Consider the following 13,484-nt stretch of genomic DNA (forward strand, 5'->3'; position numbering starts at 1 on the left):
ACCGGCGGCTCCGGCCATGACGTCTTCGTCTTCGCGGCCGGCTTCGGCAAGGACGTGATCACCGACTTCAAGACCTCGGGCTCGTCCTCGGACGTGCTGGAGTTCTCGGTCGGGCTCTTCGCCGATTTCGAGGCCGCCATGGAGAGCGCGGCGCAGCTCGGCGCCGACACGGTCTTCACCGTCGATGCCGACACCACCCTGACGCTGAAGGGCATCCAGCTCTCCAGCCTCGCCCAGGACGACTTCCGCTTCGCCTGAGCCCCAGGACACTGCAACGCAAAAGGAAAGGGCGCCGAACGGCGCCCTTATTCGTGACCGCTGGAAGCAAGCGGCCATCCGGCGGCCTCGCGGAGAGGCGGCTCAGTGCCTCATCGCGCAAGCCGATCTGATCGGCTGCTCGCGTCCATTGCGGGCTGACCTCCAACCGATCGATTGCCGCGCTCGAGAGGCACAAGCCCGATCCGCCGTATCGGGTGCCGGGCCCGAGGTCCGGGGCATCTAGACAAGCTTCAGCGTAGATATCGGCCACGCCCTGCGGCCTCCGCGACGAGTTCTCCGTGGCGGAGCGCAAATCCGCCACGGACCAGGCTGTGGCGAACGCGGCCCTTGAAAGCCTCGAACTGCTGCTGCTCGACGAGGCCTACTATCAGCTGCGGCTTCACCGGCTGCGCTCGAGCACCCGGCCCGGGCGTGCACAGGCCGCCTTCAGCGAGCACAAGGCGATCCTGGCGGCGCTGCAGGGGCGCAACCCGGCGCAGGCCGAGGAGGTAATGCGCGCCCATGTCCGCAGCGCGCGCTTCAGCGTGCTGGCGGCAGCTGATGATGGGAAGTAGGGTGATAGGCCCGCCGCTGCGCGCACAGGACCGCTGGGCGTCGTAATTCGTTTTCTGTTCCTCGATCAGCCGCCGGAAGCGTCGGCATCCTTCGAGCGGTCGGCGGCGACGGCGCGACCCTGGCGCGCTCCTCCTGCAGAGGACCGCTAGCCGAACCAGCCGGCCTTGCCGAGCGAGCCCGGGACGGCATGCCCCAGCAATGCGGCGAGCCAGGGATCGAGCGCCGCGAGCGCGCGCCCGTCGATGCTAGACGCGATGCCCATGCCGTCGAGCAGGTAGACCAGATCCTCGGTCGCGATGTTTCCGGTCGCGCGTGGCGCGAACGGGCAACCGCCGATGCCGCCGCAGCTCGAATCCAGGATGCTGGCGCCGGCACCCAGCGCAGCGACGGCATTTGCGATGCCGGTGTTGCGGGTGTCGTGGAAATGGGCGCGTAGCGGTAGCGCGCCCAGCCGGGCATGCGCATCGGCGAAAAGATCGCCGACCTGTCCGGGAGTTCCGACGCCGATCGTGTCGGCGAGGCCGATCTCGTCAGCGCCGATATCGGCGACCCTGTCGACGATATCGAGCACCGCAGCTTCGGCCACCCTTCCTTCGAACGGACATCCGAAGGCCGCGGCGACGAGGACGTTGCGGCGGCGGCCGGCGGCCCGCGCCAAAGGCTCGATCTGCCGCCAGCCATCGAGCGTATCGGCGATGCCGCGCCCCTGGTTGCGCATGGAGAAGGTCTCGCTAGCTACGACGACATAGGTCAGTTCGTGGCAGCCGGAGGCGATGGCTCGCTCGGCGCCGCGCGCATTGAGCACGAGACCCGAGAAGCTGACCCCCTCGTGGCGGTCCTTCAGCGCGGTCATGACCGCTTCGGCATCGGCCATCTGCGGCACGCGGGCCGGGTTGACGAAGCTCGTCGCCTCGATCCGGCGCGCGCCGGCATCGACCAGCCTCGCAATGAGGGCGAGCTTGTCGGCGGTGGAGACCGGGCGCGCTTCGTTCTGTAACCCGTCGCGCGGCGAGACCTCGACGATCTCGACGCGCGCCGGCAGCATGCGGTCCGCCATGTCAGGCCACGCGAGCGAGCGCCGCGCCGATGACGCCGCTCTCGCGCAGTGCCGCCAGCCGGCCCTCGTCCAGGCCGAGCAGGCTGCCGAAGATCTCGGCATTGTGCTGGCCGAGCTCGGGACCGACATCGCGGACCTCGCCCGGCGTCACCGAGAGCTTGGGCGCGACATTCTGCATGCGCAGCTTGCCGAGCCGCGGGTGAAGCACGTCGACGATGGCCTTGCGGGCCTGGAAATGCGCATCGGCGAGCATCTCGGGGGCGCGGTAGATGTCGCCGCGCGGGACGCCTGCTGCGTCGAGTTTCTCGCCGAGTTCCTCGCGTCCGAGGCCGCCCGTCCATTCGGCGATCAGCGCATCGAGCTCGGCCTGCCGCTCGCCGCGAGCGGTGTGGTTGGCGAAACGCGGGTCTGCGCCGAGTTCGGGGCGGCCCATCGCCTCGGTCAGGCGGCGGAAGACGCCGTCCTGATTGGCGGCGATCAGCACGAACACCCCGTCCCTGGTCGGATAGACGTTCGAGGGCGCGACGAAAGGCAGGATCGCGCCCGTCCGCTCGCGGACATAGCCGGTCTGGTCGTATTCGGTGACGAGGCTCTCCATCACCGCCAGCACCGCCTCGTAGATCGCGCTGTCGACGACCTGTCCGCGGCCGAGCCGGTCGCGGGCATGCAGGGCCATGAGCCCGCCAATGCAGGCGAAGGTCGCCGCCAGCGTGTCGCCGATCGAGATGCCCATCCGGCTCGGTGGCGTCGCCGGGTCGCCGACGACATAGCGCAGCCCGCCCATCGCCTCGCCGATCGAGCCATAGCCGGCCTTGCCGGCATAGGGGCCGGTCTGGCCGTAGCCGGAGACGCGGATCATGATCAGCCTGGGGTTGATCTTGGCGAGCTCGTCATAGCCCAGCCCCCATTTCTCCATGGTGCCCGGCCGGAAGTTCTCGATCAGGATGTCCGATTTGGCGACGAGGTCCCGGACGATCTGCTGGCCCTCGGCGCCGCGTGCATTGAGCTCGATCGACTTCTTGTTACGGGCGACGACCGGCCACCAGAGCGAGACGCCCTGCGGCTTCTCGCGCCCCCATTCGCGCATCGGGTCGCCGATGCCGGGCTGCTCGATCTTGATCACCTCGGCACCGAAATCGGCCAGCAGCTGACCGCAGAAGGGACCGGCGAGAAGCTGTCCCATCTCGATCACCCGGATATCGGACAGCGGGCCGGACCGGCCGGCCGCGTTGGCGCTGGCATTGCTCATCATGGACTCCTGATTGTCTTGCGCGTGGGTTGTCGCGGCCTATTCGGCCGCGACGCCGAGGGCGCGTCCGGTGCGCAGCTCGGCGATGACCTCGTCCGTCGAGGCGACCCGGCCCCAGAGCCGCGAGAAGCCCTTGAGGGTGGCGTTCTGCATCTCGTCGCTGCAGGTTCCCGTCGCATCCGAGACCATCACCACGCCGAAGCCGCGGTCGGAGGCCTCGCGCGCCGTCGTCTCGACGCAGTTGTTGGTGGAGACGCCGGTGACGACGATCGTCTCGATGCCGAGGCCACGCAGCGCGGATTCGATGCCCGAGGAGGCGAAGGCGCCCTGGGTGCGCTTGTTGATCACGAGCTCGCCCGGCAGCGGCTTGATCTCGTCGACGATCTCGTGCTCGCGGTTGCCGATCGTGTTCTTGGTCGCGGTGAAGAAGGCGCGGGTGCTCGGCGCCGCATCGGCATAGTCCGGCAACTCGCAGCCGAGGGTGACGTAGATCACCCGGGCGCCGAGCCCGCGCCAGGCGTCGAGCAGGCGCTTCGTGTTGGGGAGCACGACCTTCTCGATCCGGTCGAAGCGGTAGCTCGCCTCGTCGAGCTTGCCCTGGCTCGCGAGCAGAGCGCCGAGCCCGTGCTCGCGGCTGCCCGAGGCATATTGCAGGTCGACCGGGATCAACGCGGTCTTGGCGGGATCGATGGCGACCTTGCGGGTGAAAGCTTCGATGTATTCGGGATGCATGGCGTTTCTCCTAGGGATCAACCGAGCAGGAACAGGGCCGGCAGATAGGTGATGAGCAGAAGGGCGAAGGTCAGCGTCAGGATGAAGGGCACGACGCCACGGACGATGGTCTCCAGCGGCGTGCGCGAGATGCTGCCGATGACGAAGAGGTTCATCCCGACCGGCGGCGTGATCGAAGCGATCTCGATGTTGATGCAGAGGATGATCGCGAAATGGATCAGGTCGATCTCGAGCAGCCGCAGGCTTGGCAGCAGCATCGGCATGATCACGGTGAGGATGGTGATGCCGTCGAGGAAACAGCCGAGGATGAGCAGGAGGATGTTGATGATCAGCAGGAACTGCCATGCCGACAGGTTGAGCGCCTCGACGGCGCCGACGATCGCCTGCGGGATGCCGGCCAGCGTCGACAGCATGCCGATGAAGATCGCTCCGGCGAGGATGATCAGGATGGTCGCCGTCATGCGCGCGCTGTCGACGAACAGCGCCGGCAGGTCGGCCAGCGACATGCTGCGATAGATCAGGAGTCCGGCGATCAGGCCATAGATGGCCGAGACCGCGGCGGCTTCCGTCGGTGTGAAGATACCGCCATAGATGCCGCCGAGCACGATTCCGGGCATGACCAGGGCCGGAAGAGCCTTGATTCCGGTCTGCAGGATCTCGGTTGCCGAGAAGCGTTCGGCGCGGCTCCAGCCATTGCGCAGGCACAGCGCGAAGGCGACGAGGCCGATCAGCGTGGCGAGGAAGATGCCGGGCAGGATGCCGGCGGTGAACAGCTCGGCCACCGAGACCTTGGCGATGGCCCCGTAGATGACGAAGACGATGCTGGGCGGGATCAGGATGCTGAGCGTGCCGCCAGCGGCCATGATGCCCGACGAGAAGGAGCGCGGGAAGCCGAGCCTGTCGAGCTCCGGGATGGTGACGCGACCGAGCGCGGCCGCGGCCGCGGCCGAGGATCCGCTCATCGCCCCGAAGATCGCGGAGGCCAGGACTGCGCCGACTGCAGGGCCGCCGGTGATCGGCCGGGTCAGCGCCCGCATGAAGCCGTAGAGGTAGGTGGCGAGGTGGCCCTTCACCATGATGTTGCCGGCCAGCACGAAGAACGGGATGGCGAGCAGGACGAAGCTGTCGAGATTGGCGAATTGCGATTGCGCGAGCTGGGTGAACGAGGTGCCGCCGAAGAACGCCACCGCGCCCAGCCCGACCAGCCCGAGTGCGAAGGCCACGGGCACGCCGATGGCCAGCAGCAGAAACAGCGCGCAGACGATGAACAGGGTCATTGGACACCAACGGTTTCGGGCTGGACCGCGGCAGCTGCGGGCTCGCGGGCGGTGTGCACTGCCTTGGCGAGGAAGCGCAGGGTCATGATCGCGAAGCCGACTGGCACGACCGCCTGGAAGACGTAGATCGGGATCGCCAGCGAGCTGTCGGCCGAGAATAGGCCGAGTTCGACACTGTCCTTGACCCAGCGATAGCCGAAATAGCCGACCGTGCCTGTGAAGGTGGCGCAGAGCAGCGACACCAGCACCTCAAGTGCCCGCCGCGCAGGCGGCGAGAGAAAGCTGATCAGCAGCTCGACCCGGATGTGGTCATCGGTGCGGACGGCGGCGGCCGCACCGAAATAGGTCGAGACGATGATGAGGTAGCGCGAGAGCTCCTCGGACCAGAGATGGGAGGTGTTGAAGATCGACCGCCCGGTCATTTCGAAGCAGACGACCGCGAGACAGGCAAAGAGGGCAAGCCCCGCGAGCCAGTCGTCGAGCCGGTTGAGCCAGCGCAACATGCTACACCTCCCACCAGTCCGATCAGCCGCCGAAGGTCCGCATCTTCTCGATGAGCGGCTTGCCGAACTGCTTCTCGGCGGCCTCCCAGACCGGTGACATGGCCTTGGCCCAGGCCTTGGCTTCGTCGGCGGTCTGCTCGTGGAACTTGACGCCCTTCTGCGCGAGATCGGCCTTGGCGGAGTCGGCGGCCTGGCGAGCGCGCGGCTTGTGGCCGACCATGGTCTCGGTCGCGGCGTCGCCGATCAGCTTGCGGTCGGCCTCCGAGAGGCTGTCCCAGAACTTGCCGTTCACCGTCCACGGATAGAAGGCGAAGAAATACTTGGCGTACGTGATGTTCTTGATGCTCTCGTAGAAGCGGTAGCTCTGAAAGGCGTCGAGCGGCGTGTTCAGCCCGTCGATCACGCCCTGCTGGATCGAGGTCGAGACTTCCGTGATGTTGATCGCGACCGCGGTCGCGCCGATGGCCGAGAGCGCTGCGGCATTGGTCTTGCCGACGGCGCGCAGCTTCAGCCCCTTGAAATCCTCCGGCTTGATGATCGGGCCCTTGCGCGAGCCGGGCACGACATAGTCGTAGGGCAGCATGCCGAGCACCCTGACGCCCTTGCTCTCGAGCTCGGCGAACGCTTCCTTCTGGAAGGCCTTGTCGTCCATCGCCTTGTAGAAGGCCTCATGCGTCGGGAAGGCGTAGGGCAGGTCGAAGACGCTCATCTTGGGGGAGACGCCGACCCAGTAGGCGGAGACCAGCGTGGTCATTTCCGCGTCGCCGCGAACCACGCCCTGCAGCAGGTCGAGGCCCTTGAGCAAGCTGCCATTCGGATAGAGCTGGACCTTGATGCGCCCGTTCGAGCGTTCCTCGACCAGCTTCTTGAAGGCCTGGTTGGCGAGGCCGGGCGCGACGTCATCCGCATATTCGAACGGAAAGCGGATGGTGATCGACTTCTCCTGGGCCTGCGCGCCGCCGGCGGCGCCGAGCGCGAGCGTGGAGGCGATGGCGGCGACCGCGTGGCGGCGGGTGATGGACATGGTTTTCTCCCCTCTGATTTGTCTTCTTCCCGGAGACGGCCGGGGCCGGCAGGCTCAGTGCTTTCCAAGGAAATCGAAGAGCAGCTCGGAGAAGCGCGCCTTCATCGCCTTGCCGGCGATGACATGGGCCGCCTCGGCGAGCAGGTAGCCTTCCGCGCCCGGGATGGCGTCCTGGATCGGCTGGGTCGTCCGGGGCCCCGTGACCTGGTCGAGCCCGGCATGCAGCACGAAGGTCGGCGCCTTGATCTCTCCGGCGCGCCCGGTGGTGTCGTGGGCGATGCAGGCGTCGATCAGGCGCGAATGTGCGGGGTAGCGCCCGTTGAGATGGCCCCAGACGCCGTCGACGCCGAGCAGCCGGTCGATATTGCGGTTGTAGTATTCCGGCTCGAAGGACAGGACCGTCACCGCGTGCTGGAAGGCCAGAAAGCCCATGTCGCGGTGAACGTTGCGGAACAGCTCGAGCTGGTCGGTGAGGAAGCGGTCGGTCTTCAGCCAGGCGCCCGTGTTGACCATCGAACGGACGAGCTGCGGATGGCTGATCGCCATTTCCTGGGCGATGCAGGCGCCCATGCCGATCAGGCCGATCACATGCGCGTTCGGGATATCGAGATGGGAAAGCAGGCCGATCGCGTCGTCGGCATACATCCGGGTCGTTGCCGGCTTGTCGAGCTCGTCGCCGGAATCGCCGATGCCGCGATGGTCGAAGATCACCACGGAATAGCGGTCGGTCAGGCCCCAGGGCAGGTGGTGGTGCTCGCCATGGCAGAAGGTGCCCCAGCCGCCCATCAGCAGGACAGGTTCGCCCTTGCCGTGGATCTCGTAGTTCATGTCGTGGCCGTTGATACGGGCGATCGGCATCGTCTTTCCTCGTCGGTCGGTCTGGCGTCAGGACGCCGTGAGCTTGCGGATTTCGGCCATGCAGGTTTCGGCATCGACCACGTCGGCATAGCGACGGCCGACATCGAGCAGGTTGGCGCGGTGCGCCTCCAGGCCCATGTCGCCGACGCAGTCCTCCGGGACGATCGTCCGGAAACCGTAGGAGAAGCAGTCGATGATCGAGGCGCGCACGCAGCCGCTGGTCGTGCAGCCAGTGACGATCACCGTGTCGACCTGCGCCTTGTTCAGGTAGGAGACCAGCGGCGTGCCGAAGAAGATCGACGGCGCCGCCTTGACGAAATTGACGTCATAGGCGGCGTCGTGGATGCGCGGGTCCATCTCCGTCGGCCGGTCGCCATGGAACATGCCGTCGCGCACGGCGCTCGCCTTCCACAGGATCATGTCCTTCTCGCCGCACCAGGCCGTGCGGCAGGTCGCGACCGGCACGCTGTTGGCCCGAGCGAAGGCGAGCAGCGCCGAGGTGCGCTCGACGGCGGCGTGGATGTGGCTGGACTGGCCAAGCGGATAGGCGGGATCGGTGAAGGCGAGCTGGAAATCGACCGCGATCACCGCCGGGCGCTTGCCCCAGCCGATCCCGATCTCGCCATAGCCGCCGGCTTCGAAGCTCATGCGTCCACCCCGTCCTTCTCCGAAATCGCTTCCCGCAGCCGCGGCACGCTCAGCCGCGGGCGCGCCGGCTCGTGCCGGAACTTGATCGCTGGCCCGATCTGTCGGGTCGCACCGTCACCCAGCACCATGCCGCGATGCAGAGCGTGTGGGTCCTCGAACGCCTCGCTGATCCGCTTGACCGGTGCGAAGCAGATGTCGCGTCCGGCGAACCATTCGACCCATTCCGCCTGGCTGCGCTGCGCGAAAGTCTCGGACAGGAAGGCGATCACCGGTGCCTGGTGCGGGCCGGGACCTGCCTCGCAAAGCCCGGCCAGCTCGGGGCGATCTAGGGCGGTCAGCAGGTTACGGATGAACTTCGCCTCCTGGCCGCCGAGCACGATGTGGCGCCCGTCGGCCGTCGCGTAGATCCGGTAGAAGGCGGCGCCGCCCATGCTGCGCTCATGCTTCGGCACGGGGTCGCGGCCATGGGCGAAGACCGGGCCGACGACATTGGGATAGGCGGCGAGCACCGCGTCGTGCATCGACATGTCGAGATAGTCGCCGCGCCCTGTCCGCTCGCGGCGCAGCAGCGCCATCAGCACGCCGGACAAAGCCTGCAGCGAACTCAGCATGTCGGCGGCGGGGATGCCGGGAATGGCGGGTGCGTCGTCCTGCCCTTCATTGATCGAAATCGCTCCGCCAAGGGCTTCGACGGCGAGATCATGGGCCGGACGGTCGCGATAGGGGCCGTCCTGGCCGAAAGCGCTGATCGAGCAGTAGACCACGCGGGGATTGCGGGCACTGACCGTCTCGTAATCGACGCCGAGACGCCGCACGACGCCGGGCCGGAAGGTCTCGATCACGACATCGGCCTCGTCGCAGAGCTTCAGGAGCCTGTCGCGCCCAGAGGGCTTTTTAAGATCGATAACAATGCTTTCCTTGCCGCGGTTCATGTTGCGGAAGAATACGGTTTCGCCGTTGACGCGCGGGCCGATCTCGCGGCCGGGATCGCCGCCCGGCGGTTCGATCTTCAGGACCTGCGCGCCGTGATCGGCGAGCGTCATCGTCAGATAGGGCCCCGGCAAGAAGACCGAGAGATCGACGACGCGGAGGCCTTCGAGCTTCATCGTCCTTGTCCTAGGCTGCCGCGCCGGCGCGCAGCGCCGCGATCTCGTCGGCACCGAAGCCGATCCCGCGCAGCACGCTTTCGGTATCCGCGCCGAGCGGGCTGCAGGCGGTCGCCTGCGGCCGCTCGCCATTGATCCGCAGCGGGCTCGCCAGGCAGCGCAGGTCCGGACGTTGCGGGTGAGGCACCTGCGTCACCATGCCGATGCGCTCGACGAAGGAGTTGGCGAAGGCCTGGGGGATGTCGAACACCGGCGCCACCGGCAACAGCCCGTTCAGGCGCGAAAGCCATTCCTGGGTGCCCGCCTTGGCGAATTCCGCGTCGAGTTCCTGGGTCAGCAGGCCGCGATTGGCCCGCCTTGCCTTCATGGTCGAGAAGCGCTCGTCGCTCGCCAGATCGGCTCGGTTCATGGCGCCGACCAGCGCGTTGAAGAACTTGTCGGTCATGCACATGATGAAGAGCCAGCCATCGGCCGTCTCGAAGGTCTGCACCGGCACCGCCGAAAGATGCGCGCTGCGCGCCATTCGCGCCGGCACGTCGCCTTCGTTCAGATACCAGGTCGCCGGATAGGAGAGCTGGTGCAGCGCGACGTCGAACAGGCAGGTATCGACATCGGCGCCGATGCCGCTGGTGCGCGCCTTCAGGATGGCCGCGAGCAGGCCGACCGCGCCGGTGATGCCGGTCATGAAGTCGATCATCGACAGGCCGAGCCGCGTCGGGGCGCCGTCGGGCTCGCCGGTGACGCTCATGATGCCGGTCTCGGCCTGCATCAAGTAGTCGTAGCCCGGCCAGCCACGCCGCTCGTTCTCGCGGCCATAGGCCGAGATGTGCAGGCAGACGATGCGCGGGTTGACCGCCTTGAGAGCGTCATAGGTCAGGCCGAGCTTGTCGGGCTGGTCGCCGCGCAGATTGTTGACGACCGCATCGGCCGTCGCGACGAGCCGGCGGAAGGCCTCTGCTCCTAGCGGCGTCTTGAGGTCGAGGGTGACGCTCTTCTTGTTCAGGTTGAAGGTCTGGAAATACTGGCTGTCGGCCTGGCCGAGCATATGCGGGCCGACATGGCGCGAGGCGTCTCCCCCGAGCGCCGGGCTCTCGATCTTGATCACCTCGGCGCCAAGATCGGCGAGCGCCATCGAGCCATAGGGCCCGGCTCCGAATTGCTCCAGCGTCAGGACGCGCAGGCCGGCAAGCGGGCTCATGCGGCGGCACTCCTCTTGATCCACTGCTTGGAAATGATGATGCGCTGCATCTCGTTGGTGCCTTCGCCGATGCACATCAGCGGCGCGTCACGGAAGTAGCGCTCGATGTCGAACTCCTTCGAATAGGAGTAGCCGCCATGGATGCGCATGCTCTCGAGGCTGTTCTCGACGGCGGCCTCGGAGGCGAAGTACTTCGCCATGCCGGCCTCCATGTCGCAGCGCTCGCCGCGGTCATAGGTCAGGGCGGCATCGAGGGTCAGAAGCCGCGCCGCGCGCGCCCGGGTCACCATCTCGCCGAGCTTGAGCTGGATCGCCTGATGCTCGGCGATCGGCTTGCCGAAGCTGCGGCGCAGCTGGGCGTATTCCGTCGCCAGGCGCAGCGCGCCTTCGGCGAGGCCGACCCCGCGGGCGGCGACGTTGATGCGGCCGAGCTCGAGCCCGCCGGTCGCCTGCTGGAAGCCGTGTCCCTCGACGCCGCCGATCAGATGGCTTTCGTCGAGCTCGTAGTCGTCGAAGACGAGTTCGGCCGAGTCGATGCACTTGTAGCCGAGCTTCTCGATCTTCTTGCCGACGCGGAAGCCTTCCTTCTTCGGTGCGAGGAAGAGGCTCATGCCCTTGTGGCGCGGCTCGGCACCGGGATCGGTCTTGACCAACAAGGCGAAGCAGGAGCCTTCGATGCCGTTCGAGATCCAAGTCTTGGTGCCGTTGATGATGTAGCGGTTGCCTTCGCGCCGCGCCGTCGTCCGGATCGCCTGAAGGTCGGTGCCGCAATCCGGCTCGGTCAGGGCGAGCCCGCCGCGGACCTCGCCGCTGGCGAAGCGCGGCAGCCATTCCGCCTTCTGCTCGGGCGTGCCGAAGCGCTCGACGGCGGCGGCCATGATCAGATGCGAATTGAAGATGCCGGTGATCGCCATCCAGACATCGGAGATGCGCATGACGATCTTGGCATAGGTCGTGGCCGGCAGGCCGAGGCCGCCATAGTCCTGGCCGATCGTCGCGCCGAACAGCCCGAGCTCCTTCATCTGCTCGACGATCTCGGCGGGATAGATATCGTCATGGTCGTGCTGGCGCACCACCGGCCTGACCTTGGTGTCGAGCCAGCGATCGATCGTGTCGAAGAGGGCCTGTTCCTCGTCGGCGGGAAGCGGGGCGTTGCGCATCGGCCGGCTCAATAGTTGGCGGCTTCGTCGATGCCATGGCCGCGCTTCGGGACCAGCATCGAGCGGACGAAGTCGCAGACGGCGACGCCGTCCTGGTTGCGGCCGATCGTCTTGACCGTGACGATTCCGTCTCCCGGCCGGCTCGCGGATTCGCGCTTCTCGAGCACTTCGGTCTCCGCATAGAGCGTGTCGCCGCAGAACACCGGCGCGGTCAGGCGGATCTCCTTCCAGCCGAGATTGGCTTTGGCCTTTTGCGAGACGTCGGAGACACTCATGCCGACCACGATCGACAAGGTGAGAGGGCTGGCGACGAGGAGGCGGCCGAATTCCGAATGGGCCGCATATTCGCGGTCGAAATGCAGCGGATGGGTGTTCATCGTGAGCAGTGAGAACCAGGTGTTGTCGGTCTCGCTGATGGTGCGGCCCGGCCGGTGCTCGTAGACATCGCCGATCGCGAACTCTTCGTAATAGCGACCGAAGGTCTCGCGATAGCGCTGCTGGGCTAGGGTTCTGACGGCATCACGCATGGCGGCTCGCGGGGCTGCTGATATGTCCGGACAACTTTCAATGATATGTCCGGCTAGTCAACCGCCTGCGTACGCTGCGTCGCATTAAATCGATGCTGCGATGCAATGGTCGATCGCGCGACCTTCTCCGCAAGATGCAAGTTACTCTGCGATACCGTGGAGAAATAGGGCATTCTTGGCAAATTCTCATGCCGTCTGCCCTCTCTCTCGTCAGAACGTCTATGTTGCCGGCGAGATTTCGCTGCTGGAGTCGTTGCGCGGGATGGTCTAGATTAGTCCGGATAAATCATTAGGGATTGCGATGGATCGGGACAGCATGGACGGAACGGCGAAGGGGTCGCCGAAGGAGCCGGGTGTGGCCTTGGATGCCTCCGGCTCGCCGCTCTATCAGCGGATCGCTCAGACGCTGCAGGCGGAGATCGAGGCCGGGGCGTTCGCCGTCGGCTCGATGCTGCCGACCGAAAGCGAGCTATGCGCGCGCTTCGATGTGAGCCGACACACGATCCGCGATGCTCTGCGCGTGCTCTGCGAATTGGGGATGGTGTCGCGGCGGCGCGGCTCGGGGACGCTGATCGCGGCAGGCGCCCCGACCACCCGCTATGTCCAGGCCATGCGCTCGCTGGAGGAGCTGACGCAGTACGCGCACGACACGCAATACGAGATCCAGAGGGTCGAACGTGTCGCGATCACTGCAGATGTCGCCCTGCTCATCCCTGCGCCGATCGATTCGGCCTGGATGCGGCTGGAAGGCATACGCTGGCGGCCGCATGCGGCCGAGCCGATCTGCGCGACCGCGGTCTTCGTGCATTCGCGCTTCGCCGAGCATCTTCACGACGTCACGTCCGCCGAGGGGCCGGTCTACGATCTCATCGAGCGCCGCTCGGGCGAGCGCATCGCCGAAGTCGTTCAGGAAATCTCGGCGGAGCCGCTGCCGCGCTTCGCGGCGCGGTCGCTGGGCCTGCGCACCGGCGCGCCCTCACTGCGCTTCGTCAGGCGCTATATCGATGATAGCGGCTCGACGATGCTGACCTCGATGAACTGGCATCCGGCCGAGCATTTCGTCTACCGGATGAGGCTGAAGCGGGACGGTTAGAGCGGAAGTCCATCCTCGGCCGTACATGACCGCCCGAATGGGCTGCCTGCGTGGCCTTCGCTTGCCCCGAGACGCGCCGCAGGTCGGCGGTCACGAAAAAGGGCGCCGTTCGGCGCCCTTTCCCTTTGCGTCGCTGTGTCCTGGGGCTCAGGCGAAGCGGAAGTCGTCCTGGGCGAGGCTGGAGAGCTGGATGCCCTTCAGGGTGAGGGTGGTGTCGG

General features: G+C 66.7%; 15 protein-coding genes. 3 read left to right on the forward strand and 12 right to left on the reverse strand.

Annotated elements, in window-relative coordinates; translation table 11 throughout:
- Together AC1REK_RS27400 and AC1REK_RS27405 are read left to right on the forward strand one after the other, a co-directional pair.
- Window positions 1-258: hypothetical protein (locus AC1REK_RS27400; protein ID WP_492268691.1), on the forward strand; the 258-nt coding region annotated here is incomplete at its 5' end.
- A 299-nt stretch (window positions 259-557) separates the two neighbouring features.
- Window positions 558-833 carry an FCD domain-containing protein gene (locus AC1REK_RS27405; protein ID WP_492270887.1) on the forward strand — a complete coding sequence of 92 codons (276 nt, stop codon included), beginning with the start codon at window positions 558-560 and terminating at the stop codon, window positions 831-833.
- A 146-nt stretch (window positions 834-979) separates the two neighbouring features.
- On the opposite strand, the gene AC1REK_RS27410 is transcribed toward AC1REK_RS27405, so the two are convergent.
- Genes AC1REK_RS27410 through AC1REK_RS27465 form a run of 12 tightly spaced genes read right to left on the reverse strand, consistent with a single transcriptional unit; the run spans window position 980 to window position 12,173 of the window.
- On the reverse strand, window positions 980-1,891 hold the full coding sequence (locus tag AC1REK_RS27410; protein WP_492270888.1) for a hydroxymethylglutaryl-CoA lyase: 912 nt from the start codon (window positions 1,889-1,891) through the stop codon (window positions 980-982).
- Between the two features lies 1 nt (window position 1,892).
- Window positions 1,893-3,140 carry a CaiB/BaiF CoA transferase family protein gene (locus tag AC1REK_RS27415; protein ID WP_492270889.1) on the reverse strand — a complete coding sequence of 416 codons (1,248 nt, stop codon included), beginning with the start codon at window positions 3,138-3,140 and terminating at the stop codon, window positions 1,893-1,895.
- Between the two features lie 39 nt (window positions 3,141-3,179).
- Window positions 3,180-3,872, reverse strand: a complete 693-nt coding sequence (locus tag AC1REK_RS27420; protein WP_492270890.1) for a cysteine hydrolase family protein — start codon at window positions 3,870-3,872, stop codon at window positions 3,180-3,182.
- 17 nt (window positions 3,873-3,889) lie between these two features.
- Window positions 3,890-5,149, reverse strand: a complete 1,260-nt coding sequence (locus tag AC1REK_RS27425; RefSeq protein ID WP_316020943.1) for a TRAP transporter large permease — start codon at window positions 5,147-5,149, stop codon at window positions 3,890-3,892.
- The gene (locus tag AC1REK_RS27430) at window positions 5,146-5,652 is read right to left on the reverse strand and encodes a TRAP transporter small permease (protein ID WP_316020942.1); all 507 of its coding nucleotides are present in this window, start codon (window positions 5,650-5,652) and stop codon (window positions 5,146-5,148) included. Before AC1REK_RS27430 ends, AC1REK_RS27425 begins: the two co-directional genes overlap by 4 nt.
- A gap of 22 nt (window positions 5,653-5,674) precedes the next feature.
- Entirely contained in the window at window positions 5,675-6,676 is a 1,002-nt protein-coding gene (locus AC1REK_RS27435; RefSeq protein ID WP_492270891.1) for a TRAP transporter substrate-binding protein, read from the reverse strand.
- Between the two features lie 54 nt (window positions 6,677-6,730).
- A complete protein-coding gene (locus AC1REK_RS27440) occupies window positions 6,731-7,534 on the reverse strand; it encodes an alpha/beta fold hydrolase (RefSeq protein WP_327521250.1) in 804 nt (267 codons plus the stop codon).
- Window positions 7,535-7,561: 27 nt separating this feature from the next.
- Entirely contained in the window at window positions 7,562-8,182 is a 621-nt protein-coding gene (locus tag AC1REK_RS27445) for an isochorismatase family protein (RefSeq protein WP_492270892.1), read from the reverse strand.
- On the reverse strand, window positions 8,179-9,288 hold the full coding sequence (locus tag AC1REK_RS27450) for a CaiB/BaiF CoA transferase family protein (protein WP_492270893.1): 1,110 nt from the start codon (window positions 9,286-9,288) through the stop codon (window positions 8,179-8,181). Before AC1REK_RS27450 ends, AC1REK_RS27445 begins: the two co-directional genes overlap by 4 nt.
- A gap of 10 nt (window positions 9,289-9,298) precedes the next feature.
- Complete coding sequence (locus AC1REK_RS27455; RefSeq protein ID WP_492270894.1) at window positions 9,299-10,486, reverse strand: CaiB/BaiF CoA transferase family protein; 1,188 nt, start codon at window positions 10,484-10,486, stop codon at window positions 9,299-9,301.
- Window positions 10,483-11,646, reverse strand: a complete 1,164-nt coding sequence (locus tag AC1REK_RS27460; RefSeq protein WP_492270895.1) for an acyl-CoA dehydrogenase family protein — start codon at window positions 11,644-11,646, stop codon at window positions 10,483-10,485. Before AC1REK_RS27460 ends, AC1REK_RS27455 begins: the two co-directional genes overlap by 4 nt.
- A gap of 8 nt (window positions 11,647-11,654) precedes the next feature.
- Window positions 11,655-12,173, reverse strand: coding sequence for a MaoC family dehydratase (locus tag AC1REK_RS27465; RefSeq protein WP_492270896.1), 519 nt, complete (start codon window positions 12,171-12,173; stop codon window positions 11,655-11,657).
- A gap of 355 nt (window positions 12,174-12,528) precedes the next feature.
- Here AC1REK_RS27465 and AC1REK_RS27470 point away from each other — a divergent pair, with 355 nt between their 5' ends.
- Window positions 12,529-13,266, forward strand: coding sequence for a GntR family transcriptional regulator (locus tag AC1REK_RS27470; RefSeq protein WP_492270897.1), 738 nt, complete (start codon window positions 12,529-12,531; stop codon window positions 13,264-13,266).
- Window positions 13,267-13,484 lie beyond the last annotated feature (218 nt).

The organism is Allobosea sp. GW823-FHT02B03 (genome assembly GCF_058797755.1).

Bases quoted from the DNA above. Each gene is read 5' to 3' on its own strand.
- AC1REK_RS27410 (WP_492270888.1), bottom strand. From the start codon at position 1,891: ATGGCGGACCGCATGCTGCCGGCGCGCGTCGAGATCGTCGAGGTCTCG.
- AC1REK_RS27415 (WP_492270889.1), bottom strand. From the start codon at position 3,140: ATGAGCAATGCCAGCGCCAACGCGGCCGGCCGGTCCGGCCCGCTGTCC.
- AC1REK_RS27420 (WP_492270890.1), bottom strand. From the start codon at position 3,872: ATGCATCCCGAATACATCGAAGCTTTCACCCGCAAGGTCGCCATCGAT.
- AC1REK_RS27425 (WP_316020943.1), bottom strand. From the start codon at position 5,149: ATGACCCTGTTCATCGTCTGCGCGCTGTTTCTGCTGCTGGCCATCGGC.
- AC1REK_RS27430 (WP_316020942.1), bottom strand. From the start codon at position 5,652: ATGTTGCGCTGGCTCAACCGGCTCGACGACTGGCTCGCGGGGCTTGCC.
- AC1REK_RS27435 (WP_492270891.1), bottom strand. From the start codon at position 6,676: ATGTCCATCACCCGCCGCCACGCGGTCGCCGCCATCGCCTCCACGCTC.
- AC1REK_RS27440 (WP_327521250.1), bottom strand. From the start codon at position 7,534: ATGCCGATCGCCCGTATCAACGGCCACGACATGAACTACGAGATCCAC.
- AC1REK_RS27445 (WP_492270892.1), bottom strand. From the start codon at position 8,182: ATGAGCTTCGAAGCCGGCGGCTATGGCGAGATCGGGATCGGCTGGGGC.
- AC1REK_RS27450 (WP_492270893.1), bottom strand. From the start codon at position 9,288: ATGAAGCTCGAAGGCCTCCGCGTCGTCGATCTCTCGGTCTTCTTGCCG.
- AC1REK_RS27455 (WP_492270894.1), bottom strand. From the start codon at position 10,486: ATGAGCCCGCTTGCCGGCCTGCGCGTCCTGACGCTGGAGCAATTCGGA.
- AC1REK_RS27460 (WP_492270895.1), bottom strand. From the start codon at position 11,646: ATGCGCAACGCCCCGCTTCCCGCCGACGAGGAACAGGCCCTCTTCGAC.
- AC1REK_RS27465 (WP_492270896.1), bottom strand. From the start codon at position 12,173: ATGCGTGATGCCGTCAGAACCCTAGCCCAGCAGCGCTATCGCGAGACC.